The sequence below is a fragment of the Pseudomonas sp. GL-RE-26 genome (assembly GCF_019956275.1).
GTDB lineage: Bacteria > Pseudomonadota > Gammaproteobacteria > Pseudomonadales > Pseudomonadaceae > Aquipseudomonas > Aquipseudomonas grandcourensis.
On sequence record NZ_JAHBDI010000038.1, the window covers coordinates 1 to 22540 of the forward strand.

Here is a 22540-nt window from a genome sequence, read left to right on the forward strand (position 1 = left end):
ACTCTTCAGTTCAAACATCTTTGGGTTTTGAGAAAACCCTAAACTTGGCTCAGCAATCGTTGGTTACATCTTTGATTTCTCGCGGAGTAACTTGTGATGCTGATAATCTGTTGACTAGCAGTCTGACCCCACAAGTACCCACACGAATTGCTTGATTCAGTTGTTAAAGAGCGGTTGGTTAAGATCTTTCGTCTCAACCGAGGTGCGCATCTTACAGCGCATCTTTTCAATTTGCAACCTTAAAAGTTTCTGATTTTTCAACAAAATCAACTACTTAAACCAAGAGCAACTTCAAACTGCTCGTTAGCGGGAGGCGAATAGTACAGTATTAAAATACGTGGTCAACCCCCCCACCTGAAAATTCTTCTTCCTTACCAAAGCGCCCGGGTTGCCACCATGAAAACCTCCAGCACCTATATAAAGCATCGGGACAGCGCAGAACCCAAATCACACCGCCTGGACATGCAGGCACAACGACGGCGAGAAAACACTACGGCATATGGATACCCAGGAATCCCGAGAGCATGACGGGTATCTCGCGGAAAACGCCGGAGAACTGGAACGGACTAGCGCGGCATGCAGGACACCAAATGCCCCGATCGATACGACAGAAACGAAAAAGCCCCTGAAATGTTTAACCATTTCAGGGGCTTAGTCTTATTCAATAATGGCGGAGAGATAGGGATTCGAACCCTAGGTACCGGTGAAGGTACAACGGATTTCGAATCCGTCCCATTCGGCCACTCTGGCATCTCTCCAACGGCGCGCATCATAACAACACTTTCGCAGGAAGCGAACCCCCTAAGCGAAATATTTCTGTGCTTTCAGATGCTTGCGTCGGTTAAAGCGGTACACCCAGACGATTGGCGACTTCTTCATAGGCTTCGATGACGTCACCGAGGCCCTGACGGAAGCGGTCCTTGTCCATTTTCTTGCCGGTGGCCTTGTCCCACAGACGGCAGCCGTCCGGGCTGAATTCGTCGCCCAGCACGATGGAGCCATCGTGGAACACGCCGAATTCCAGCTTGAAGTCGACCAGCAGCAGGCCGGCGTCGTCGAACAGCTTGCTCAGGACTTCATTGACCTTGAGCGACAGCTCTTTCATGCGAACCAGTTGCTCGGCGGTGCCCCAACCAAAGGCAACGACGTGGGATTCGTTGATGAACGGGTCGCCCTTGGCGTCGTCCTTCAGGAACAGCTCGAAGGTGTAAGGGTTGAGCTTCATACCCTCTTCGACACCCAGACGCTTGACCAGGCTGCCGGCGGCGTAGTTACGCACGACGCACTCGACCGGGATCATGTCGAGCTTCTTCACCAGGCATTCATTGTCGCCCAGCAATTTATCGAATTGGGTCGGCACGCCAGCAGCTTCGAGCTTCTGCATGATGAAGGCATTGAACTTGTTGTTCACCATGCCTTTGCGGTCGAGCTGTTCGATACGCTTGCCATCGAACGCCGAGGTGTCGTTGCGAAACAGCAGGATCAAACGGTTAGCGTCGTCGGTCTTGTAAACCGACTTCGCTTTGCCGCGGTAGAGTTCTTCACGTTTTTCCATGATGGGCTCCGCTTGCTAAGTAGATGGGCTAGGCGATGTGACGCCAGTCGAGCCCTGAATCTTGATCGGCCAGTTGCAGCCAGTCCGGGTCGCACCCGAGGGTGTCGACAAAACATTGCCGGGCCAGCCGCGGCAGGTTGTTCTTGCTGCTCAGATGGGCCAGGACCAGGTGTTGCAGGTCTTTCCAGCCCAGCTCAGCCACCAGGAATGCCGCCTGGTGGTTATTCAAATGCCCCAGCTCACCGCCCACCCGCTGCTTGAGAAAGTACGGGTAATGACCGCGAGCCAGCATGTCACGACAGTGATTGGACTCGATCATCAACGCATCGAGGTCCCGATAGCCGTCCAGCACCTTGTCACAATACGACCCCAGGTCGGTCAACAGGCCGAAGCGCCGTATACCGTCACTGAACACATATTGCGTCGGCTCTTGTGCATCGTGGGCCACGGCAATGACACCGATGCTCAAGTCGCCGATTTGCAGCTGCTCGCCGCCGGCCAGAAAGCCTGCGGGTTCCATCGGTTTGCGCATCCCGCGCAAGGTCCCGCGACTGAGGTAGACAGGCAGATTGTAGCGCCGAGACAGCAAACCCACGCCATGCACGTGGTCGGCATGTTCGTGGGTCACGAGTATCGCGCTCAGCTGCGCAGGGTTCACACCCAGGCGCAGCAGGCGTTTTTCGGTTTCCCGCAGGGAAAAACCACAATCCACCAATACGTACGTATCAGCACTGGCTATCAGCGTGCCGTTCCCTTGACTACCGCTGCCGAGAACGGCAAAACGCATAGGATCAGCCCAGGTTGTCCTGAATCTTGCTCAACACTTTACGCGCCACATCTGCCGGCGCCACGGTGTTGATGTTTTTCTCGACGGTGACCTGGACGTTCTCGCCAACCTTGCTCAGGCGAACCTGATAACGCTCGGCGCGAGCCTCAAGCTCTTCCTTGCTCGGCGCACTGCCGAACAGGCTGCTGAAGAAGCCTGGCTTGTCGTCTTTGCTCTCGGCTTTTTCGGCCAGGTTGATGTAGTACAGGCCCAGGCTGCGGTTGATGTCTTCAACACGCCATTCGCCTTGCTCCAGCGCACGACCGACGCTCGACCAGGCGCGATCCAGGTCGGTGCCGACGTTCAGCACAGGGTTGCCGCTGCCGTCCTCACTCAGACTGACACGACTTGGCGCGTCGAAATCACGCGAAGCCAGCATGGAAACCGAACCGCCCTTCTCGGAGATACGGCTCATGCTCGCGAGCATGTCGTCGACCAGTGCCGCGTCCAGGCCAGTATTGACCGAACGGTTGGTGAAGGCCACGTCGGCGGTGCTGCCGGCAGGACGCTCGGCGCTGACCACGTAGACTTCACTGGTGTTGCGCTGCACGCCCGGCTCAATGCGCACCCGCACGCGGGTTTCGCTGTCCGTGCTGACACCGGCCGCGCTCAGGCGCTTGGCCATGGCCGCGGACAGTTCATCGGAATGCTGCCAGGTCGTGGTGAATTCGCCGGTTTGCGGACGCTGTTCATCCAGACGGAAACCGTTGTCCTGGAAGAACTGAACGGCCACGGGCCAGACTTCAGCCGGCGGATTCTGCGCCAGGATGGAGCTGGAGCCGCCGCTCTTCTGCAGGGAGTAGGCACTGGCGTCGGCACCCGCGGTCAGCGGCTGCGGCCGAGGAACGATGTATTCGCCCTTGGCGGTGTCATCGGCCACGTTGCGCGGGATCGGCAACAGCGGATCCAGACGCTTGGCGGTACGGACATCCTGCGGTATTTGCATCGGTGCAGTCTGTTGCGCTTCCAGGTAATCGCTACCACGGTCACGGAAATAACCTTCCGGGCCCCAGACCCATCCACAGCCACTGGTGCTGGAGATAATCAAGGCAAGTGCGGAAAGTCCGGCCATTCGCTTCATGCGTTGTACTTCCTCAATTAAACCAGGACGCCGCACTGGCGCAGGGCCGTGCGCAGCGTTTCGTGACAAGGTGTGCTCAGCCAGGTCAACGGCAGGCGAATGCCTTCGTGCATCAGTCCCATTTCAACCAAAGCCCACTTCACCGGAATCGGGTTGGCTTCGATGAACAGGTCCTTGTGCAGCGGCATCAGTTTTTCGTTGATTGCCCGTGCAGTCTCGGCATCCCCCTTGAGGGCAGCCTCGCACAGATCGGCCATTTCACGCGGCGCGACGTTGGCGGTCACGGAGATGTTGCCCTTGCCGCCCATCAGGATCAGCTCGACCGCGGTCGGATCATCGCCGGAAAGGACGATGAAGTCCTTGCTTACACCGTCGAGGATGGCCTTGGCGCGCTTGAGGTCGCCGGTCGCTTCCTTGATACCGATGATGTTCGGCACGGTGGACAGGCGGATCACGGTTTCGGCCTGCATGTCGCAGGAGGTGCGGCCGGGAACGTTATAGAGAATCTGCGGGATGTCGACCGATTCGGCGATGTGCTTGAAGTGCAGGTACAGGCCTTCCTGGGTCGGCTTGTTGTAGTACGGCACGACCAGCAGGCAGGCATCGGCGCCGGCTTCCTTGGCATTTCGGGTCAATTCGACGGCTTCGCGGGTCGAATTGGCGCCGGTACCGGCGATCACCGGAATACGACCGTTGACCTGCTTGACCACGGCACGGATGACTTCGATGTGCTCGTTGACGTCGAGGGTTGCCGATTCGCCGGTGGTACCGACGGCGACAATGGCATGGGTGCCGTTTTCAAGGTGGAAGTCCACGAGTTTGCTGAGGCTGTCCCAGTCAAGACGCCCCTGTGCATCCATGGGTGTGACCAGTGCCACCATACTGCCCGCAATCATGAAACCGCTCCTGCCGGAAAAAGAGAGCCGTAATGGTACTGGCGCCAAGATGCTTGCACAAGCGAAGTACTGTGCTGCCGCCATTCCCCTTGGCGCCGGTTTTCGCTACCCTTCAGACTTTGATCGGTACAGACAAGCTCGTGCGTCGGGTTTCAGCCTCCATTTTCGGCATCACAAGCCCTGATCCAGCGTTGCCGCCTCTCGCTCCCGCCCTGCCGGAGCACCGTCGCAACCTGTCGTTTGGGGTTTTCTGAATTCGCATCCGCAGGCTCGCTCCCGACAAAACGCCCTCTGGACGTACCGACCGCTCATCGCTTTAGGAATGCTGCATGTCCACCCCCACAGTTCGCGAACAATTCCTTGTTATCAGTGCCCTCGGCGCCAACCCCATGGAGCTGACCAACGTCCTGTGCCGCGCCAGCCATGAAAACCGCTGCGCCGTTGTCACCTCTCGCCTGACCCGCCACGGCGAATGCAGTGCCCTGGTGCTGGAAATCTCCGGTAGCTGGGATGCCTTGGCACGCCTGGAAGGCAGCCTGCCTGTATTGGCCAAGCGGCATGCGTTCACGGTCAACGTGGTGCGCAGCGCGGCCCTGGAAAACCGCCCCCAGGCCCTGCCGTACGTCGCTTATGTCAGCTCGGCCTACCGCTCGGACATCATCAACGAACTGTGCCAGTTCTTCATGGACCACAATGTCGAGCTGGAAAACCTGACCTGCGACACCTATCAGGCTCCGCAGACCGGCGGCACCATGCTCAACGCCACGTTTACCGTGACCTTGCCGGCCGGCGTGCAAATTAGCTGGCTGCGCGATCAGTTCCTGGATTTTGCCGACGCGCTGAACCTCGATGCCCTGATCGAACCCTGGCGCCCACAGAACCCAATGTAAGGAAGCTTTCATGGCCGTTGCCATCGACCAACCGGTTGCCGATTTCGAAGCCCCCGCCACCAGCGGGCAGACCGTCAACCTCGCGGGCCTGAAGGGCAAGCAAGTGGTGATCTACTTCTACCCCAAGGACAGCACCCCTGGCTGCACGACCGAAGGACAGGGTTTTCGTGATCAGTACGCTGCGTTCAAGGCCGCCAACACCGAAGTGTTCGGTGTGTCTCGCGACAGCCTGAAATCCCACGAGAACTTCAAGTGCAAACAGGAATTCCCCTTTGAGCTGATCAGCGACAAGGATGAAGCCATCTGCCAGCTGTTCGACGTGATCAAGCTGAAAAAGCTCTACGGCAAGGAATACATGGGCGTGGATCGCAGCACGTTCCTGATCGACGCCAACGGCGTACTGCGCCAGGAATGGCGCGGCGTGAAGGTGCCGGGGCATGTTGATGCCGTTTTGGCTGCCGCTCAGGCACTGAACAAGGCCTGAATACCTCAAAAAAAATCGCAGCCATGAGCTGCGATTTTTTATCTCCACCGACTTATAGCAGCGGTGATACCTCCGGCTCTTTGCGCGGCCAAGCGTCCAGCACGGCCTTGAACAGCGTCGCCAGGGGAATCGCGAAGAACACCCCCCAGAATCCCCACAACCCACCAAACAACAGCACTGCGCAGATGATCGCCACCGGGTGCAGGTTGACCGCCTCCGAGAACAGCAATGGCACCAGCACGTTGCCATCCAGCGTCTGAATGACCCCGTAGACTGCCATCAAGTAAATGAATTGATCGCTCCAGCCCCACTGGAACAGCGCAATCAGAAACACGGGCACGGTTACCACCACGGCGCCGACATAAGGCACAACCACCGAAATCCCCACCAGCAAAGCCAGCAGCGCCGCGTAATTGAGCTCAAGAACAACAAAGGCGATGTAGGTCACGCCGCCACAAATGAAGATTTCGATGACCTTGCCGCGAATGTAGTTGGCGATCTGCCGGTTCATTTCATGGGCGACCCGGGTGATCAACGCCCGCTCACGGGGCAGGTAGCCGCGCACCCACTGGCCGATCATGGTCCGGTCCTTGAGGAAGAAAAACACCAGGATCGGCACCAGCACCAGGTAGATCATGATGTTCACCAGCAACGGCAGGCTCGACAGCGAGAACGTCAGTGCCCACTGACCAAACTTGCCGATTTCGCCCCGCGCCACTTCGATGGCCCGCAGCACCTGCTCGTCGGATACCAGGTGCGGATAGCGCTCGGGCAGCAACAGCAACAGCGACTGCCATTTGGCAAGCATGCCGGGCAACTCGTTGAACAACGTGATCAGTTGGTGCCATAGCAATGGCACGACCACCACGATAAACACCAGCAACAGCCCCATGAACAACGCAAAGACCAGCCCCACCGCGACCCCACCTGGCACCCGCAGGCGCTCGAGGGTCACCACCAGCCCCTGCATCAGGTACGCCAGCACCATGCCGGCGAGCACCGGCGCCAGCATACCGCCCAGGGTCAGCACGGCGGTGAACGCAAGAATCAGCAGGACAGCCAGCACCACCGCTTCTTCATCGGAAAAATAGCGCTGGATCCAGTCGCGTAACACTTTGAACATCAATAATCCTTAGGAGCAAACACAGCCGATTTCAGGCTTTTTTCAACCAGTAGCGGTAAACACCCGCGTCATCTTCTTCACGAAGCAGGGTATGACCGGCCAATCGGGCAAAGGTGCGAAAGTCGCGCTGCGAACCCGCATCGGTGGCGATGACCTTGAGTACCGCACCACTGGCCAGCCGGTTGAGCTCCATCTTGGCCTTGAGCAACGGCAACGGGCAATTCAGGCCACTGGCGTCCAGTTCAACGTCATGCTCTAAAGCGTCGGTCATTGCATCACTCCGGGTCAGGTGGTTGAGTTGCCTAGAATATCTGGTCGCAACGTCGGTGTCCGGCTACAGTAAGGTCTTTGTCGACTAAGGCTTTGTGCATGACATTTTTGCGCCCTACCCTGCTGACGCTCGCTTGCCTGCTCGCCTCACCGGGCTTCGCCGACGACCTGCCGTCACTCGGCGACGCCAGTTCTGCCATTGTCTCACCGCAACAGGAATACCAGCTCGGCCGCGCCTGGCTGGCCATGTTGCGCAGTCAGGTTTCGCAGCTCAACGATCCGCAGCTCAAGGATTATGTGGAATCCAGCGTTTACCGACTGGTCGAGACCAGCCAGGTCACTGACCGGCGCCTGGAATTCATCCTGATCAACAGCCCGCAGCTCAACGCCTTTGCGGCGCCGGGCGGGATCGTCGGGGTGAACGGAGGTTTGTTCCTCAACGCCCAGACCGAAGGCGAATACGCTTCGGTACTGGCGCACGAATTGGCTCACTTGTCGCAGCGCCACTTTGCCCGGGGCATCGAAGCGCAACAACGCATGCAAGTACCCATGATGGCCGCATTGCTGGCCGGCATCGTGATCGCAGCCGCGGGCGCCGGTGACGCCGGGATCGCTGCCATTGCCGGTACACAGGCAGCGGCCATTCAGGAACAACGGCGGTTCTCCCGCCAGAACGAACAGGAAGCCGACCGCATCGGCATTCTCAATCTGGAAAAGGCCGGTTATGACCCCCGGTCGATGCCCACCATGTTCGAGCGCCTGGGGCGGCAGTACCGCTACGATGCCAAGCCACCGGAATTCCTGCTGACGCACCCGGTGACCGAATCGCGTATCGCCGACACCCGCAACCGCGCCGAACTGGCACCACAGGGCGGTATCGAAGACAGCATGCGTTATCAACTGATCCGCGCGCGCGTCCAGTTGATCTATGAAGAAACCCCGGGGCTCGGTGCCAAGCGCTTCCGTGCCCTGCTCGACGAAAACCCGAAAAACGACGTGGCGCGCTACGGCCTGGCAATTGCCCAGATCAAGGGCGGTCAACTGAACGAAGCACGGGAAAACCTCAAGCTGTTGCTGGCCAAGTCACCCAACGAAATCATCTACAACCTGGCTCAGGTTGACCTGGACATCACCAACAATCGCCTGGCGGACGCCCAGTCCCGGGTTGACCGGTTGATGGCCCAGTATCCTGGCAACTATCCGCTGAACCAGGTGCGCGTCGACCTGCTGCTGAAGCAGAACCGTACTGCGGATGCGGAGAAAGCCCTCGAAGGCCTGCTCAAGTCGCGCCCGGATGATCCGGACGTGTGGTATCAGGTTGCCGAGACGCGCGGCCTGTCGGGCAATATCATCGGCCTGCATCAGGCTCGCGCCGAATACTTTGCGCTGGTCGGGGACTACAAACAGGCCATTCAGCAACTGGACTTCGCCAAACGCAAGGCTGGCAGCAACTTCCCGCTGTCTTCGCGGATCGATGCACGGCAACGCGAGCTGATGGAACAGGAGCGCATGATCAAGGACATGATGGGCTGACGCCCTGGAGGCAAGAAGTCCGGACACAAAAAAACCGCCTCTTTCGAGGCGGTTTTTTATTCAACCAACAACCGGGTTATTCAGCCAGCTTGAAGGTGATGAAGCTCGCACGACCCTGACGCAGTACCCGCATCGACACCGAGCGGTTCTTTGGCAGCGCCTTGGCGATGTCCGCGAACTCCTTGGTGGAACCGATGGCCTGGTTGTTCAGGTGGGTGATCACATCACCCGGCTGCAAGCCGATCAGAGCGGCAGGACCGTCCTGCACTTCCTTGATCACCACACCACCCTTGAGGTCGTAGGTTTTCTTCTGGTCGTCAGTCAGCTCGACCACGGAAACACCGAGACGATTGCTGCTGCGCTCGATGCTGGATTTTGGCTCGGCACCCATCTCCTTGCCTTCTTCCGGAATTGCACCGACGGTCAGTTCGACATTCTTGCGCTTGCCGTCACGGATCACTTCCAGATTGGCTTTTGCACCAGCCTTCAACGCGCCAACGAGGTGCGGCAAGTCGGCCGACATAACGATTGGCTGACCGTTCATGCTCAGGATCACGTCGCCCACTTGCAAGCCACCCTTGGCAGCCGGACCATCATCCTGGATTTGGGCAACCAGCGCACCGGCCGGCTTCTCCAGACCGAACGACTCGGCCAGGTCCTTGCTCACTTCCTGAATCACGACACCCAGCCAGCCACGGCTGACCTTGCCACCGGATTTCAGCTGATTGGAAACATCCATGGCCACGTCGATCGGGATTGCAAACGACACGCCCATGAAGCCACCGGAGCGGGTATAGATCTGCGAGTTGATCCCGACCACCTCACCGTTCAGGTTGAACAGCGGGCCACCGGAGTTACCCGGGTTGATCGGCACGTCGGTCTGGATGAACGGCACATAGTTTTCGTTCGGCAGGCTGCGACCGACGGCGCTGACGATGCCTTGGGTCACTGTGTGGTCAAAGCCGAATGGCGAGCCGATCGCGACAACCCATTGGCCGGCTTTCAGGTCCTGGGATTTACCGAGCTTGAGCACCGGCAGATCCTTGCCTTCGATTTTCAGCAGCGCCACGTCGGAACGAGGATCGGTACCGATCAGCTTGGCTTTCATTTCGCTGCGATCAGCCAGGCGGACGAGGATCTCGTCAGCATCGGCGATCACGTGGTTGTTGGTCAGGATATAGCCATCGGTAGAGATGATGAAACCTGAGCCCAGGGAGGTTGCCTCGCGCTGACGGTCACGCGGTGAGCGCGATTGTGGCGGCATGCCCCGCTCGAAGAATTCGCGCAGCATTGGCGGCAAGCCTTCGAGGTCGGGCATTTGCTGGCTGACTTTGCGATCCGGCAGCTTTTGCGTGGTACTGATGTTCACGACCGCAGGCGAGGCCTGTTCGACCAGTTGCGTAAAGTCAGGCAGTTCGACCGCTTGGGCGGTGACCGCCTGACCGAGCACCAGCACGGTGGCAAAAATGGAAAAGTAGGACTTCAAGCGAGGTATCGACATACGGCTCCCGTTACGACGAGCATGGTTAAGCGATATGGAGCAAGGAACACCGGGAACAATACGCCGGTATTTTTGTTCCGGGAACAACAAACAAGGCCAGAGCCGAGGGGCTCTGACCTATAAGAAATTTACGGGATTTTTGCAAATTGAAATGCTCACGAAACATTTCGAATTCAGCTCACTGCTTGGTTGCAGCGGCATCAGTGCGCATCGAAAGCGCTATCCGCTCAGCAGTACCGACCGGTATCTCGCCGACGACGGTCACCATCATGTCGCCCTGTGTCGTGGCCAGGCGCCTGGAAACCGCAACAGTCGGGCCCAACTGAGTACGGGTGTCGGTGACTGTTGCACCATTCAACGGTTCGAGGAATACCGAAAAGCGCGTCAGGCCATCGTCATACATCAGGCTGTTGACCTGGGTCTTGGTCTCCGGATCCTTGCGAGCGGTGCTGCTGGTCAGCTCGAAGCCGGGCGGCAACCAGTCGGAACGCCAGACCTGAGCAGACTTGACGGCAGAAGCCTTGTCACTCTCGAGGTTGACCGGCTTGCAATCATTACTGGCCTGCAGGTCTTTTTCGGAAGGAACGTCGGCGGTATCCAGTTGCGTGAACTGGAAGCGCTCCAACAACCGCCCCTTGTCGTCCAGTAGCAAGGACTTCAGAGGCAGGCCGGTCTCTTTGTCCAGATGCAGTTCAAAACCGTAGCGATGCTGATCGCGGGGTGTCAGCGATACGATCACCGCCGGACGCCCGGCGACACGCGACTTGCCGATGACGGCGAGGTCATACCAATTCTTGAGCTTTTGAGGATCGAGTGCACGGGCAGCGGAGTTCGGGGAGTCCCCAAGCCCTGCTATCAGTGTGCCGCTGACGCATTGGGTTTGCCCATCAATGCGAACGACTTCCTGAGCGGAACCGTCGAGCTGGATCAATCGCTCGCGGACCTTTCCATCCTGGACGCGGTGCCAGATGTTATGGGTAGAAAAACTACCGTTACGCTCGTAGACGAAAGTACCCTGAAAGCTTTGCTGTTGCTCTGCCTGGCCCAGGCGGGTCAACCAGTCCTGGGCTTCATCGGCTTGGGCTGGAACAATGAACCAGCCGCAGAGCAGAAGCGAAAGTAGAGGTATGGCGCGCATGATCCTCCTTAACGGTTTTCCAGGCTTGCGGCACGAGCGTACGGCAGAGCGCTCTCAGTGCCTTTCAGTGCAGCCTGTTGTGCGTGTTGGCGCAAGTAACCTGGCAAACGCTGATCGTGCCAGCCTGGCTGACCTTGCAATACGCCGTTGGCCATTGGGCCAGTAGCATCCGAACTCTCATTGTAGCCTGCCAGAACGGCTGGGCCTTTTACTTGAGGAACGGCCAGTCCGGGCTGAGTGGATTGCTGGGCCAATTCGACGCCGGCGATCTCATCCTGGTTGTACAGACGTACACCGGCCAGCACCGCCAGGGTCACGGAAGCTGCGACCGCCAGACGACCCAGGCTGCGCCATGGACCACGGGAGGCTTTTGCCGGTACGGCTTCGTCAGCCAGGGCAGCAGAAACAGCTGCGGCGATGTCCAGGCGTGGAAGCAGCAGATCCTTGTGCATCACTGCCCGAGCGATCTGATAACGAGCCCAGGTATCACGGGTTTCAACATCGTCACAGGCATTCAATACCCGACGCAATTCCAATTCGTCCGCTTCGTTATCCATCACTGCGGACAGCGATTCCTGCAGGGCTTCACGACTCATGGCGTTCCTCTCTTGGCTGTCGCCGCTGTCTTTAGTTTTCCTGCAACAATGGCTGCAGGGCTTTGTCGATGGCCTCCCGGGCGCGGAAGATCCGGGAGCGCACGGTGCCTACCGGACATTGCATGACGCTCGCAATGTCCTCGTAACTCAGACCATCAAACTCACGTAAAGTTAAAGCCGTACGCAAATCTTCCGGCAGTTGCTGAATGGTTCGATGGACGGTGCCTTCGATCTCATCCCGCAGCAAGGCCCGCTCTGGCGACTCGAGATCCTTGAGGCCATGATCGCCATCGTAGAACTCTGCATCCTCGGAACTGACATCGCTATCCGGCGGCCGACGGCCGCGTGAAACCAGATAGTTTTTCGCCGTGTTGATGGCGATGCGGTAAAGCCACGTATAAAACGCGCTGTCTCCGCGAAAATTTCCAAGTGCACGGTATGCCTTGATAAAGGCTTCTTGTGCCACATCCTGGGCTTCATGGGTGTCGTGCACAAAACGCACGATCAACCCGAGAATTTTGTGCTGGTATTTCAGCACTAGCAGATCGAAAGCACGCTTGTCGCCGCGCTGAACGCGTTCGACCAGTTGCTGATCCTCTTCCTGGGTTAGCATGAACACTCCTCGATGAGCTCGGAGGAGGCTTGCAGAAGTAAACCACCAGACTTGCAAACATAGACTCGTGCTTTTCGCAAAAGTTCTCCCCCTCCAGGCAAGTTTCCTGCGGGCTCTGATTTGGCACGCACGAAAAGCGCAGCACGAGTTGACCCGGCTGCGCGGATAATCTTGTCATCGGATTCTTCAGCAAGGATCGAACTGCAATCCCGCACTGAAACCGACACTGTCCCTTGTTTCAGGCAACCTTCTATTGATCTTGGCCCTTTGGCAAAAGTTCCAAATATTTATAGCCGTGCCAACCCGACATTGTGCAACCGTGAAGGGAAAAAGACTGTTAAATCGGCGATACAGTCATTCTCGCGCCCAACGGGCAGAAAAACATCCGACGAAGTGACCGATGTTTTGGGTCACGGTAGTTTCACAATGCCATGCTAGCTCGGGTATTGTGCCGCTCCCCCCCTCTATATACTAGTGGGCTGTGCGGCTGCATCGACTCGACAGTCCAGCTGCGCCAACCCCGACCCGGGTCGCTTTGAGCGGAATCCTGAAATGAGCCAACAGTTTCAACACGATGTTCTGGTAATTGGCAGCGGTGCTGCCGGCTTGAGCCTTGCGCTGACCTTGCCCGGTCATTTGCGCATTGCCGTTCTGAGCAAGGGCAACCTCGCCAATGGCTCGACTTTCTGGGCCCAAGGCGGCGTTGCGGCCGTACTGGACGACACCGATACCGTTGAATCCCATGTCGATGACACCCTCAATGCCGGCGGCGGCCTGTGCCATGAGGACGCCGTGCGTTTTACCGTCGAGCACAGCAGGGAAGCGATTCAATGGCTGATCGACCAGGGCGTGCCCTTTACCCGCGATGAACAGTCGAGTAACGAAGACGGCGGGTTCGAGTTCCACCTCACCCGCGAGGGCGGTCACAGCCATCGGCGCATCATCCATGCCGCCGATGCCACTGGCGCTGCCATTTTCACCACCCTGCTCGACCAGGCCCGGAAACGACCGAACATCGAACTGCTGGAGCAGCGGGTTGCGGTTGACCTGATTACCGAAAAACGCCTGGGACTCGAAGGCGATCGCTGCCTCGGCGCTTATGTGCTCAATCGCGGCACCGGCGAAGTCGACACCTATGGCGCCCGTTTTGTGATCCTCGCCTCCGGTGGGGCAGCCAAGGTTTACCTCTACACCAGCAACCCTGACGGCGCCTGCGGCGATGGCATCGCCATGGCCTGGCGCTCGGGCTGCCGGGTGGCGAACCTGGAATTCAACCAGTTCCACCCTACTTGCCTGTATCACCCACAAGCCAAGAGCTTCCTGGTCACCGAAGCCCTGCGAGGCGAAGGTGCCCACCTGAAGCTGCCCAACGGCGAGCGCTTCATGCCGCGCTTCGACCCACGGGCCGAGCTGGCGCCACGGGACATCGTCGCCCGGGCGATCGACCATGAAATGAAGCGACTGGGTGTCGATTGCGTCTATCTGGACATCAGCCACAAGCCCGAAGCCTTCATCAAGACGCACTTCCCGACGGTGTACGAACGCTGCCTGGAATTTTCCATCGACATCACCAAACAACCGATTCCGGTGGTCCCGGCGGCGCACTATACCTGCGGCGGCGTGATGGTCGATCAACAGGGTCGTACCGATGTGCCGGGGTTGTATGCCATCGGCGAAACCAGCTTCACCGGCCTGCACGGCGCCAACCGCATGGCCAGCAACTCGCTGCTGGAATGTTTCGTCTATGCACGCTCGGCGGCGGCAGACATCCTTGAACAGTTGCCCCGAGTGCCGATGCCGGCCCCCCTTCCCGTCTGGGATGCGAGCCAGGTCACCGATTCCGATGAAGACGTGATCATTGCGCACAACTGGGATGAACTGCGGCGATTCATGTGGGACTACGTTGGCATCGTGCGGACCAACAAGCGTCTGCAACGGGCACAACACCGCGTGCAACTGTTGCTGGATGAAATCGACGAGTTCTACAGCAACTACAAGGTCAGCCGGGATTTGATCGAGCTGCGCAACCTGGCCCAAGTGGCCGAGCTGATGATCCTGTCAGCCATGGAGCGCAAGGAAAGCCGCGGCCTGCATTACACCCTCGATTACCCGGACATGTTACCGGTCGCGCTGGACACTATTCTGGTGCCGCCCACCTACGTCGGCTGAATTTGAGCCGGACCCGCAGGCGTCGGTGCACATCCGCCGCCTGCGCATCCCGGGGCACGCAAATGGCCCTGACCCGGCGCTCGCCACGCAGTCGGAAACGCAGTACCACCACCAACGGCAGCGCCAGGCTGTCCGGCCTCAGTTGCACGGGCTGCCAACCCCTGGCCCGACTCCACAACTGCCAGCCATCGGCATCACGCCGCAAACCGCAAAATGCCTGAGGGTGGGTCAGCAGGATTTGCCGGGGCAACAGCCAGACTCCATGAACCACGCACAGCAGGACGCCGAGCGCGCTGGCCCAGACCGGAATCGACAGTAAAAACAAAGAACCCAACGCGAACAGCTGGGCCAGAAGATACGCCGCCAGCAACTGCCGTGAGGCATGCCAGCGGCATTCGAAGCCGTTACTTGGGCTGGACACGATCCAGGATCATGCGAACCATGCGTTGCAGCTCGGGATCTTCCGATTCGCTGCGTTCCATGAACCAGCCGAACATGTCCTGGTCCTCACTCGTCAGCAGTCGGACGTACAACGCGCGATCCACTTCGTTGAGCGTTGCGTAAACCTCTTTCGTGAACGGTACCAGCAACACGTCAAGCTCAAGCATGCCACGGCGGCTGTGCCAAAAGAGGCGGTTCAGTTCAACATCTTCGACCATGGAGCGCTCCTCAAATAGGCCGCAAGTATACAGGCCCGCGCCCGGTCGAACAGTCGGCTTTGGTCGGGCATTGCGAGCCTTTGTTAACTACCCATTTCGCAGGCGGCCCCTTATGATGTCCACCAGACTTTTTACCCTGCGATGACCCATGGCCGATTCTGCTTTTTTCTGCACCCTTTCTCATGAGGGTGTTCTCGCGGTCCGCGGCGCGGACGCCAGCAAATTCCTGCAAGGCCAATTGACCTGCAACCTCAACTACCTGAGCGATTCCCGGGCCAGCCTCGGTGCGCGTTGCACGCAAAAAGGCCGGATGCAATCGAGTTTCCGCATCCTGCTCGAGGGTGACGGCGTGGTCCTGGCCATGGCCACCGAATTGCTCGAACCGCAACTGGCGGACCTGAAAAAATACGCGGTGTTTTCCAAGTCGAAACTGACCGACGAAAGTGCCGCCTGGATCCGCTTCGGCGTTGACCATGGCGACGCCGCACTGGTCAGCCTCGGCCTGGACCTGTCGGCAGAAACCGACAGCGTCGTGCGCAACGACGGGCTGATCGCCATCCGTGTCTCGCCTGAACGCGCAGAACTGTGGGTCGCCGCCGGTCAAGCCGATGCGGTCAAAGGCAAGCTATCGGCTGTGCTGAGCGAGGGCGATCTGAATCAATGGCTGCTGGGCCAGGTCCGCGCAGGGATCGGCCAGGTCTTGCCCGGCACCCGCGAGCTGTTCATCCCGCAGATGCTCAACCTGCAAGCGGTCGGCGGCGTGAGCTTCAAGAAAGGTTGCTACACCGGGCAGGAAATCGTTGCGCGGATGCAGTACCTGGGCAAACTCAAGCGCCGCCTGTATCGCCTGCAGCTGGCTGCTGGCGAATTGCCTGAACCGGGTACCCCGCTGTTTTCCCCGACCCACGGCAGCTCCATCGGTGAAGTGGTGCTGGCTGCCCGCGCCGGACAGAACATTGAACTCCTGGCTGTGTTGCAAGCCGAAGCAGCAGAAGGTGGAGACATCCACCTGGGCGCCCTCGAAGGGCCGTCCTTGCAGCTGCTCGACCTGCCTTATGAACTGGACCGCGACCGCGAAATCCAGCAATAACGGCAGCACTTGGCGCGACACCTAGAGAGACTAAATGAGCAAGCTGGCGGAAAAGGTCCAACAGGATTTGGTTGAGGCCATCAATAACGATGACCTGGTTCTGCCAACGTTACCGGAAGTGGCCCTGCAGATTCGCAAGGCCGCGGAAAACCCGGAAGTCAGCGTCAGTACCCTGAGCAAAGTGATCGGCCGTGATACCGCGCTGTCAGCACGCCTGATCAAAGTGGTCAACAGCCCACTGTTGCGCGCGGCCCAGGAAGTGACCGACCTGCATACCGCGATCACCCGCCTGGGTATCAACTACAGCTGTAACCTGGCGATCGGCCTGGTCATGGAGCAGATTTTCCATGCCCGCTCTGACGTGGTGGAGCAGAAGATGCGCGATGTCTGGCGTAAAAGCCTGGAAATCGCCGGCGTCAGCTACGCCTTGTGCCGCCGCTACACCCGACTCAAGCCCGATCAGGCGGCACTTGGCGGGCTGGTGCACCAGATCGGCGTGCTGCCGATCCTGACGTACGCCGAAGATCACTATGAGCTGCTGTCCGACCCGGTCAGCCTCAACCATGTGATCGACCGGATTCATCCGCTGATCGGCGAAAAACTGCTCAAGGTCTGGGATTTTCCCGACATGCTGGTGCAAGTGCCGCGGTTATACCTGAACTTCAAGCGCCAGTCCGCGCAGGTCGACTATGTGGATCTGGTGCAGGTGGCCAGCCTGTATTGCCTGCAGGAAACCGTTCACCCGCTCGCCCGTGCCGACGCGTTGATTGTACCGGCCTACAAGGCACTCGGAATCGACTTTGACGACAAGGCGATGTGCGCCGATCTGGAAGAAACGCGCACGATGTTTTACTGATCAATGTGGCGAGGGGGCTTGCCCCCGTTGGGCTGCGAAGCTGCCCCAAAACCTGCGACCGTGTAAGCCAGGCACACCGCATAGTCAGGATTTACGACTGCTGCGCAGCCGAACGGGGGCAAGCCCCCTCGCCACAGTGGGAATATTCATTCTCCCGCAACAAAACTCACCCGCACCTTCAACCCTGCGCGCTCACCGTCATGCAGGCTGATCTGCGCCAGATGTGCGCGGCAGATCTCACCGACAATCGCCAAACCCAATCCGGAACCGGCCACTTGCTGATTGCGTCGGTAAAAACGCTCGAACACCCGATCGCGCTCCTCAAGAGGAATACCAGGGCCATCATCTTCGACTTCCAGCACGGCGGGCGCCGAGACCCGCAGAATCACGTTGCCCCCCGGCGGCGTGTGGGCCAGTGCGTTATCCACCAGATTGCTCAGCAGTTCGTTCAACAACGTCGGCTCGCCCCGCAGCCAGACCGATTCATCCGCCTCCAGCGCCAGCGCGATACCACGCTTGTGGGCCAACGGCGCCATGGCCATGCCCAGCTCCCGGGCCAATTGACTCAGGTCGAGTAACTGCGCGCCGCCCTCGGCAATCGCCCGGGCGCCATTTTCGACCCGTGCCAGGGAAAGCAACTGATTGGCCAGGTGGGTCAAGCGATCAGTGCCTTGGGCGGCGGTTTCCAGCGTGCTGCGCCAGGTTTCGGGCTCGGCCGAGCGCATGCCCAACTCCAGGCGCGCCTTGAGCGCCGCCAGCGGCGTGCGCAGTTCGTGGGCGGCATCGGCGATGAATTGCGCCTGCTTCTCGAACTGCCCGCGCAAGCGCTCGGTAAAGTGATTGAGCGCGCGCACCAGTGGCCACAATTCGCGCTGCACTTCCACCAGCGGCAAGGGGCGCAGATCGTCCGGCTGGCGCTCTTCCACTGCCGTGCGCAAGCGCTCCAGCGGGCGCAACGCGGCACTCACTGCGAACCACACCAACATCAAGGCCCCACCCGCCAGCATGCCCAGGCGCAGCAAAGTATCTGTCGCCAGGCTACGGGCCATGCTCACCCGCGCTTCATCGGTTTCCGCCACGCGAATTTCCGCCATGCCGTTCATGTTCGGCTCGCTCACGGGTTTGAGCAGGCTCACCACGCGCACGTTCTGCCCGCGGTATTGGGCGTTGTAGAAACGTGCCAGCGCCGGATAGTCATCGGTGCGCGGCGTTCCCGGCGGTGGCGCCGGCAGGTTTTCGTACCCGGAAATCAGCTTCTGATTGATGTCGTTGACCAGGTAGAAAATCCGCCCGGCACTGTCGTAGGCAAACGTATCGAGGGCCACGTAGGGCACGTCGGCACTCAGGGTGCCGTCGCGCTGGGACACGCCGGCGGCGATGGTTCGCGCCGAGGCCAGCAGGGTCCGGTCATAGGCCGTGTCGGCAGCTTCGCGCCCGTTCCAGTAGGCGCTCAACCCACTGGCCAGCATCAACACCACCAGCAGCAGCGCCAGGTTCCACAGCAACCGCCAGCGCAGGCTGCTGGGCTTATGCATCGCGGCTTTCCAGCAAATAACCGAGGCCGCGGAAGGTCACGATGGCGACCGGCTGGCCGTCGAGTTTCTTGCGCAGGCGGTGCACGTAGATTTCGATGGCATCGGGGCTGGCCTCTTCATCGAGACCGAACACTTGCGATGCCAGTTGCTCCTTGCTCATGACCCGACCGGGGCGCGCGATCAGGGCTTCGAGTACGGCCTGCTCACGGGAGGTCAGGGTCAGCAATTCTTCGCCGAGGGTGAAACGCCGGGTTTCCAGGTCATAAGCCAGCACACCGCAACGCTGAATGCGCTCACCGCCCAGCACACTGCGGCGCAACAAGGCTTTGACCCGGGCTTCGAGTTCGGTCAGTTCGAACGGCTTGGCCAGGTAGTCGTCGGCGCCGAGGTTCAGGCCGTGGACCCGATCCTTGACGTCGCTGCGGGCGGTCAACATCAACACCGGCAGGTTCTTGCCCCGCGCCCGCAAACGCGCCAGCACTTCGAAACCATCCATGCGCGGCAATCCGACATCGAGGATCGCCATGGCGTATTCCTCGCTGCCCAGCGCCAGGTCGGCTGCTACGCCATCGTGCAGAACGTCCACGGTCAGCCCGGTGCTCTTGAGCGCCTGGGCAACACTTTCGGCGAGCTGCAAATGGTCTTCGACGAGCAGGACACGCATGGATCTTTACCTCATTGCGGGATGGTCGACGCCATTCTCTGGCGCGAAGTTTACAGCCGCAACCGCCGCTGTGAAGCCCGAAAACCGTGAAAGTCAGCTGAAAGGTTAGCGAAAGGTTAGCCCGTTACAGTCCAGCCACGGACAGTTTCGACTGCCGTCGCTGCAGCCACACAGCGATACGAAAAACGCCTCGAAGCGTTTTCGACAAATAAGAACAATAAACGGAGTAAGTCATCCATGCAGTCCCTGCAGACCCAGGCTATCGCGCCTGCCCGCCTCTCCCGTTTCAGCCACACTGCGCTTGCCAGCGCTGCCGCCCTTGCCGGTTTTTCACCGTTAAGCCAGGCCGCATTCTTCGAAGACAGCTCGGCCACTTTCGAAACCCGCAACATGTACTTCAATCGCGATTTTCGTGACGGTACCAGTGCCCAACAGTCCAAGCGTGACGAGTGGGCCCAAGGCTTTATGCTCAACCTGAAATCAGGCTACACCGACGGTACCGTGGGGTTCGGTGTCGATGCGCTGGGCATGTTGGGGGTCAAGCTCGACTCGAGCCCGGACCGTACCGGTACCGGCCTGCTGCCGACCGACGATGGACGAGCCGTCGACGAATACTCCAAGTTCGGCCTGACCGGCAAAGTGAAGATCTCCGCCAGCGAGCTGAAGATCGGCACCCTGATTCCGGAACTGCCGATCCTCAAGCCCAACGACGGGCGCATCCTGCCGCAGACCTTTGAAGGCGGCATGCTGACCTCCAAAGAGATCAAGAACCTGACCTTCACCGGCGGGCGTCTGGATAAAGCCAAGGACCGCGACAGCACCGACTTCGAGGACATTGCCCTCAACAACAAGAACAGCCGCTTCGCCGGCACCGTGGCGGGTGACCACTTTGACTTTGGCGGCCTGGACTACAAGTTCACCGACAAGATCACTGGCAGCTATCACTTCGCGCAACTCGGTGAAGTCTACAACCAGCACTTTCTCGGGTTGATCGCCTCACAGCCCTTCGGCCCCGGCACCTTTGGCACCGACCTGCGGTTTGCCATCAGTGACGACCAGGGCGAGGCCCGTGGCGGCAAGATCGACAACAAATCCCTCAACGGCCTGGTGAGTTACGCCTTGAGCGGGCACAAGCTCAGCGCGGGCTACCAGCACATGTCCGGCGACAGCGCGTTTCCGTATGTGGATGGCGCCGACCCGTACCTGGTGAACTTCGTGCAGATCAACGACTTTGCCGGGGCCGAAGAACGCTCCTGGCAAGCGCGTTATGACTTCGACTTCGTCACCCTCGGCGTCCCTGGCCTGACCTTCATGAGCCGTTACGTGAGCGGTGACAACATCAAGCTCAAGAACGGTGACGAAGGCAAAGAATGGGAACGCAACTCCGAGATTAAATATGTTGTACAAAGCGGCGCGCTCAAGGATGTCGCCGTGCGCCTGCGTAATGCCACTTACCGTTCCAACTACTCCGCTCGCGATGCCGATGAAGTGCGTCTGCTGGTGAGCTACAGCGTTGCCCTTTGGTAATTCAGTACGTCGATAACAACAACTCCCAAGGAGACTTGAATGAACCTGTCAATGCGTAAACTAGCCCTCGCCGCCAGCGTCCTGCTGTTCACCGGCCAAGCGCTTGCCGAACCCAAACGCCCGGAATGCATCGCCCCGGCCTCGCCCGGCGGTGGTTTCGACCTGACCTGCAAACTGGCGCAAAGCGCGCTGGTCAACGAAAAACTGCTGACCAAACCGATGCGCGTGACCTACATGCCCGGCGGTGTCGGCGCGGTGGCGTACAACGCGGTAGTCGCCCAGCGTCCGGCCGATGCCGGCACCCTGGTGGCCTGGTCCAGTGGTTCTTTGCTGAACCTGGCCCAAGGCAAGTTCGGTCGGTTCGATGAAACCAACGTGCGCTGGCTGGCCGCCGTTGGCACCAGCTATGGCGCCATCGCGGTGAAAAGCGATTCGCCCTACAAGACCCTCGACGACCTCGTTCAGGCACTGAAGAAAGATCCGAGCAAAGTGGTGATCGGTTCCGGCGGCACCGTCGGTAGCCAGGACTGGATGCAAACCGCGCTGATCGCGAAGGCTGCCGGGATCAACCCCCGTGACCTGCGTTACGTTGCCCTCGAAGGTGGCGGCGAGATTGCCACCGCCCTGCTCGGCGGCCACATCCAGGTCGGCAGCACCGACATTTCCGACTCCATGCCGCACATCCAGAGCGGCGACATGCGCCTGCTGGCGGTGTTCGCCGACAAGCGCCTGGACGAGCCGGAAATGAAGGACATTCCGACAGCCCGCGAGCAAGGCTATGACATCGTCTGGCCGGTAGTGCGCGGCTTCTACCTCGGGCCAAAAGTCAGCGACGAAGACTATGCCTGGTGGAAAGCGGCCTTCGACAAACTGCTGGCTTCCGAAGACTTCGCCAAGTTACGCGATCAGCGCGAGCTCTTCCCGTTCGCCATGACCGGCCCGGAACTGGACACCTACGTTAAGAAGCAGGTTGCGGACTACAAAGTGCTGGCCAAAGAGTTCGGCCTGATCCAGTGATCGTCTCTGTCTAGCGGCTGCGGCTCCGTTTGGCGGAGCCGCAGCACAGGAGTTCCCCATGCTCTTACAACGCATTTTTGCTTCGGTGCTGTTGCTGGTCTGTCTCGGCCTGGCACTGATGGCGTGGCCGTACCAAGCGGCTTTTTCCTACGAACCGGTGGGGCCTCGGGCCTTTCCATTGCTGATGCTCGGCCTGATGGGCTCGGCGCTGTTGTACATGGTGTTCCGTCCGGCACCGATCAAGCACAGCGCTGACGAGCCGCCACTGGATCGCGAAACCCTGACCAAGATCGGCATCTGTGTGGTGCTGTTGCTGGTGTTCGCCGGCACCTTCGAACCCCTGGGTTTCATCGTCGCCAGCATCCTGATCGGCGTGCCCATGGCCCGCCTGTATGGCGGTCGCTGGGTGCCAAGCATCGTGATCATCAGCCTGATGGCCGTCGGCCTCTACCTGCTGTTCGACAAGTTGATGGACGTGCCGCTGCCGCTTGGCGTGCTCGACGTTCTGGAGAACTGA

At 59.5% G+C, this 22540-nt stretch carries 23 protein-coding genes and 1 tRNA gene; 9 read left to right on the forward strand and 15 right to left on the reverse strand.

Annotated features, from left to right (window positions below):
- Nucleotides 1–668: 668 nt before the first annotated feature.
- From KGB07_RS21215 to dapA, 5 genes are all read right to left on the reverse strand, one after another.
- Nucleotides 669–758 (reverse strand) — tRNA-Ser (locus tag KGB07_RS21215).
- Between the two features lie 83 nt (nucleotides 759–841).
- Nucleotides 842–1555: a phosphoribosylaminoimidazolesuccinocarboxamide synthase gene (gene purC, locus KGB07_RS21220; protein ID WP_007944067.1), complete on the reverse strand. Its 714-nt coding sequence runs from the start codon at nucleotides 1553–1555 to the stop codon at nucleotides 842–844.
- A gap of 28 nt (nucleotides 1556–1583) precedes the next feature.
- Nucleotides 1584–2342: an MBL fold metallo-hydrolase gene (locus KGB07_RS21225; protein ID WP_046041559.1), complete on the reverse strand. Its 759-nt coding sequence runs from the start codon at nucleotides 2340–2342 to the stop codon at nucleotides 1584–1586.
- A 4-nt stretch (nucleotides 2343–2346) separates the two neighbouring features.
- Nucleotides 2347–3462: an outer membrane protein assembly factor BamC gene (bamC, locus tag KGB07_RS21230; RefSeq protein ID WP_046041558.1), complete on the reverse strand. Its 1116-nt coding sequence runs from the start codon at nucleotides 3460–3462 to the stop codon at nucleotides 2347–2349.
- A gap of 17 nt (nucleotides 3463–3479) precedes the next feature.
- Entirely contained in the window at nucleotides 3480–4358 is an 879-nt protein-coding gene (gene dapA, locus KGB07_RS21235; protein ID WP_046041557.1) for a 4-hydroxy-tetrahydrodipicolinate synthase, read from the reverse strand.
- A 329-nt stretch (nucleotides 4359–4687) separates the two neighbouring features.
- Here dapA and KGB07_RS21240 point away from each other — a divergent pair, with 329 nt between their 5' ends.
- The gene (locus KGB07_RS21240) at nucleotides 4688–5248 is read left to right on the forward strand and encodes a glycine cleavage system protein R (RefSeq protein WP_007979776.1); all 561 of its coding nucleotides are present in this window, start codon (nucleotides 4688–4690) and stop codon (nucleotides 5246–5248) included.
- 10 nt (nucleotides 5249–5258) lie between these two features.
- Complete coding sequence (locus KGB07_RS21245; protein WP_046041556.1) at nucleotides 5259–5732, forward strand: peroxiredoxin; 474 nt, start codon at nucleotides 5259–5261, stop codon at nucleotides 5730–5732.
- Nucleotides 5733–5784: 52 nt separating this feature from the next.
- Here KGB07_RS21245 and KGB07_RS21250 read toward each other — a convergent pair whose 3' ends face one another.
- Together KGB07_RS21250 and KGB07_RS21255 are read right to left on the reverse strand one after the other, a co-directional pair.
- Entirely contained in the window at nucleotides 5785–6855 is a 1071-nt protein-coding gene (locus KGB07_RS21250) for an AI-2E family transporter (RefSeq protein ID WP_223466474.1), read from the reverse strand.
- Nucleotides 6856–6886: 31 nt separating this feature from the next.
- Nucleotides 6887–7126 carry a sulfurtransferase TusA family protein gene (locus tag KGB07_RS21255; RefSeq protein ID WP_046041554.1) on the reverse strand — a complete coding sequence of 80 codons (240 nt, stop codon included), beginning with the start codon at nucleotides 7124–7126 and terminating at the stop codon, nucleotides 6887–6889.
- A gap of 98 nt (nucleotides 7127–7224) precedes the next feature.
- On the opposite strand from KGB07_RS21255, the gene KGB07_RS21260 reads away from it, so the two are divergent.
- Nucleotides 7225–8658, forward strand: coding sequence for a M48 family metalloprotease (locus KGB07_RS21260; RefSeq protein ID WP_046041553.1), 1434 nt, complete (start codon nucleotides 7225–7227; stop codon nucleotides 8656–8658).
- Nucleotides 8659–8734: 76 nt separating this feature from the next.
- Here KGB07_RS21260 and KGB07_RS21265 read toward each other — a convergent pair whose 3' ends face one another.
- The 4 genes from KGB07_RS21265 to rpoE form a co-directional block, all read right to left on the reverse strand.
- The gene (locus KGB07_RS21265) at nucleotides 8735–10159 is read right to left on the reverse strand and encodes a DegQ family serine endoprotease (protein ID WP_046041552.1); all 1425 of its coding nucleotides are present in this window, start codon (nucleotides 10157–10159) and stop codon (nucleotides 8735–8737) included.
- Nucleotides 10160–10337: 178 nt separating this feature from the next.
- Nucleotides 10338–11297: a MucB/RseB C-terminal domain-containing protein gene (locus tag KGB07_RS21270; RefSeq protein ID WP_046041551.1), complete on the reverse strand. Its 960-nt coding sequence runs from the start codon at nucleotides 11295–11297 to the stop codon at nucleotides 10338–10340.
- 8 nt (nucleotides 11298–11305) lie between these two features.
- The gene (locus tag KGB07_RS21275) at nucleotides 11306–11893 is read right to left on the reverse strand and encodes a sigma-E factor negative regulatory protein (protein WP_046041550.1); all 588 of its coding nucleotides are present in this window, start codon (nucleotides 11891–11893) and stop codon (nucleotides 11306–11308) included.
- A gap of 31 nt (nucleotides 11894–11924) precedes the next feature.
- The gene (gene rpoE, locus KGB07_RS21280) at nucleotides 11925–12506 is read right to left on the reverse strand and encodes an RNA polymerase sigma factor RpoE (protein ID WP_003172477.1); all 582 of its coding nucleotides are present in this window, start codon (nucleotides 12504–12506) and stop codon (nucleotides 11925–11927) included.
- Between the two features lie 552 nt (nucleotides 12507–13058).
- On the opposite strand from rpoE, the gene nadB reads away from it, so the two are divergent.
- Entirely contained in the window at nucleotides 13059–14675 is a 1617-nt protein-coding gene (gene nadB, locus KGB07_RS21285; RefSeq protein ID WP_046041549.1) for an L-aspartate oxidase, read from the forward strand.
- Here nadB and KGB07_RS21290 read toward each other — a convergent pair.
- Together KGB07_RS21290 and KGB07_RS21295 are read right to left on the reverse strand one after the other, a co-directional pair.
- Nucleotides 14644–15096 carry a protein YgfX gene (locus tag KGB07_RS21290; protein ID WP_046041548.1) on the reverse strand — a complete coding sequence of 151 codons (453 nt, stop codon included), beginning with the start codon at nucleotides 15094–15096 and terminating at the stop codon, nucleotides 14644–14646. The genes nadB and KGB07_RS21290 overlap by 32 nt on opposite strands.
- Nucleotides 15080–15334 carry a succinate dehydrogenase assembly factor 2 gene (locus KGB07_RS21295; RefSeq protein WP_046041547.1) on the reverse strand — a complete coding sequence of 85 codons (255 nt, stop codon included), beginning with the start codon at nucleotides 15332–15334 and terminating at the stop codon, nucleotides 15080–15082. The genes KGB07_RS21290 and KGB07_RS21295 overlap by 17 nt, the downstream gene beginning before the upstream one ends.
- A 148-nt stretch (nucleotides 15335–15482) precedes the next feature.
- Between KGB07_RS21295 and KGB07_RS21300 the strand changes: the two genes are divergently transcribed.
- Nucleotides 15483–16424: a YgfZ/GcvT domain-containing protein gene (locus tag KGB07_RS21300; RefSeq protein WP_046041546.1), complete on the forward strand. Its 942-nt coding sequence runs from the start codon at nucleotides 15483–15485 to the stop codon at nucleotides 16422–16424.
- Nucleotides 16425–16458: 34 nt separating this feature from the next.
- A complete protein-coding gene (locus tag KGB07_RS21305) occupies nucleotides 16459–17280 on the forward strand; it encodes an HDOD domain-containing protein (RefSeq protein WP_223466475.1) in 822 nt (273 codons plus the stop codon).
- Nucleotides 17281–17426: 146 nt separating this feature from the next.
- Here KGB07_RS21305 and KGB07_RS21310 read toward each other — a convergent pair whose 3' ends face one another.
- Both KGB07_RS21310 and KGB07_RS21315 read right to left on the reverse strand, forming a co-directional pair.
- Nucleotides 17427–18815, reverse strand: a complete 1389-nt coding sequence (locus KGB07_RS21310) for a sensor histidine kinase (RefSeq protein WP_046041544.1) — start codon at nucleotides 18813–18815, stop codon at nucleotides 17427–17429.
- A complete protein-coding gene (locus KGB07_RS21315; RefSeq protein WP_007979804.1) occupies nucleotides 18808–19479 on the reverse strand; it encodes a response regulator in 672 nt (223 codons plus the stop codon). Before KGB07_RS21315 ends, KGB07_RS21310 begins: the two co-directional genes overlap by 8 nt.
- A gap of 237 nt (nucleotides 19480–19716) precedes the next feature.
- Here KGB07_RS21315 and KGB07_RS21320 point away from each other — a divergent pair, with 237 nt between their 5' ends.
- Genes KGB07_RS21320 through KGB07_RS21330 form a run of 3 tightly spaced genes read left to right on the forward strand, consistent with a single transcriptional unit; the run spans nucleotide 19717 to nucleotide 22540 of the window.
- Nucleotides 19717–21006 carry an OprD family porin gene (locus KGB07_RS21320; RefSeq protein ID WP_223466476.1) on the forward strand — a complete coding sequence of 430 codons (1290 nt, stop codon included), beginning with the start codon at nucleotides 19717–19719 and terminating at the stop codon, nucleotides 21004–21006.
- Between the two features lie 39 nt (nucleotides 21007–21045).
- Nucleotides 21046–22023 carry a Bug family tripartite tricarboxylate transporter substrate binding protein gene (locus KGB07_RS21325; protein ID WP_046041542.1) on the forward strand — a complete coding sequence of 326 codons (978 nt, stop codon included), beginning with the start codon at nucleotides 21046–21048 and terminating at the stop codon, nucleotides 22021–22023.
- Between the two features lie 58 nt (nucleotides 22024–22081).
- A complete protein-coding gene (locus KGB07_RS21330) occupies nucleotides 22082–22540 on the forward strand; it encodes a tripartite tricarboxylate transporter TctB family protein (protein WP_046041541.1) in 459 nt (152 codons plus the stop codon).

Coding starts and splice junctions, on each gene's coding strand:
- purC (WP_007944067.1), bottom strand. CDS start 1,555: ATGGAAAAACGTGAAGAACTCTACCGCGGCAAAGCGAAGTCGGTTTAC.
- KGB07_RS21225 (WP_046041559.1), bottom strand. CDS start 2,342: ATGCGTTTTGCCGTTCTCGGCAGCGGTAGTCAAGGGAACGGCACGCTG.
- bamC (WP_046041558.1), bottom strand. CDS start 3,462: ATGAAGCGAATGGCCGGACTTTCCGCACTTGCCTTGATTATCTCCAGC.
- dapA (WP_046041557.1), bottom strand. CDS start 4,358: ATGATTGCGGGCAGTATGGTGGCACTGGTCACACCCATGGATGCACAG.
- KGB07_RS21240 (WP_007979776.1), top strand. CDS start 4,688: ATGTCCACCCCCACAGTTCGCGAACAATTCCTTGTTATCAGTGCCCTC.
- KGB07_RS21245 (WP_046041556.1), top strand. CDS start 5,259: ATGGCCGTTGCCATCGACCAACCGGTTGCCGATTTCGAAGCCCCCGCC.
- KGB07_RS21250 (WP_223466474.1), bottom strand. CDS start 6,855: ATGTTCAAAGTGTTACGCGACTGGATCCAGCGCTATTTTTCCGATGAA.
- KGB07_RS21255 (WP_046041554.1), bottom strand. CDS start 7,126: ATGACCGACGCTTTAGAGCATGACGTTGAACTGGACGCCAGTGGCCTG.
- KGB07_RS21260 (WP_046041553.1), top strand. CDS start 7,225: ATGACATTTTTGCGCCCTACCCTGCTGACGCTCGCTTGCCTGCTCGCC.
- KGB07_RS21265 (WP_046041552.1), bottom strand. CDS start 10,159: ATGTCGATACCTCGCTTGAAGTCCTACTTTTCCATTTTTGCCACCGTG.
- KGB07_RS21270 (WP_046041551.1), bottom strand. CDS start 11,297: ATGCGCGCCATACCTCTACTTTCGCTTCTGCTCTGCGGCTGGTTCATT.
- KGB07_RS21275 (WP_046041550.1), bottom strand. CDS start 11,893: ATGAGTCGTGAAGCCCTGCAGGAATCGCTGTCCGCAGTGATGGATAAC.
- rpoE (WP_003172477.1), bottom strand. CDS start 12,506: ATGCTAACCCAGGAAGAGGATCAGCAACTGGTCGAACGCGTTCAGCGC.
- nadB (WP_046041549.1), top strand. CDS start 13,059: ATGAGCCAACAGTTTCAACACGATGTTCTGGTAATTGGCAGCGGTGCT.
- KGB07_RS21295 (WP_046041547.1), bottom strand. CDS start 15,334: ATGGTCGAAGATGTTGAACTGAACCGCCTCTTTTGGCACAGCCGCCGT.
- KGB07_RS21300 (WP_046041546.1), top strand. CDS start 15,483: ATGGCCGATTCTGCTTTTTTCTGCACCCTTTCTCATGAGGGTGTTCTC.
- KGB07_RS21305 (WP_223466475.1), top strand. CDS start 16,459: ATGAGCAAGCTGGCGGAAAAGGTCCAACAGGATTTGGTTGAGGCCATC.
- KGB07_RS21310 (WP_046041544.1), bottom strand. CDS start 18,815: ATGCATAAGCCCAGCAGCCTGCGCTGGCGGTTGCTGTGGAACCTGGCG.
- KGB07_RS21315 (WP_007979804.1), bottom strand. CDS start 19,479: ATGCGTGTCCTGCTCGTCGAAGACCATTTGCAGCTCGCCGAAAGTGTT.
- KGB07_RS21320 (WP_223466476.1), top strand. CDS start 19,717: ATGCAGTCCCTGCAGACCCAGGCTATCGCGCCTGCCCGCCTCTCCCGT.
- KGB07_RS21325 (WP_046041542.1), top strand. CDS start 21,046: ATGAACCTGTCAATGCGTAAACTAGCCCTCGCCGCCAGCGTCCTGCTG.
- KGB07_RS21330 (WP_046041541.1), top strand. CDS start 22,082: ATGCTCTTACAACGCATTTTTGCTTCGGTGCTGTTGCTGGTCTGTCTC.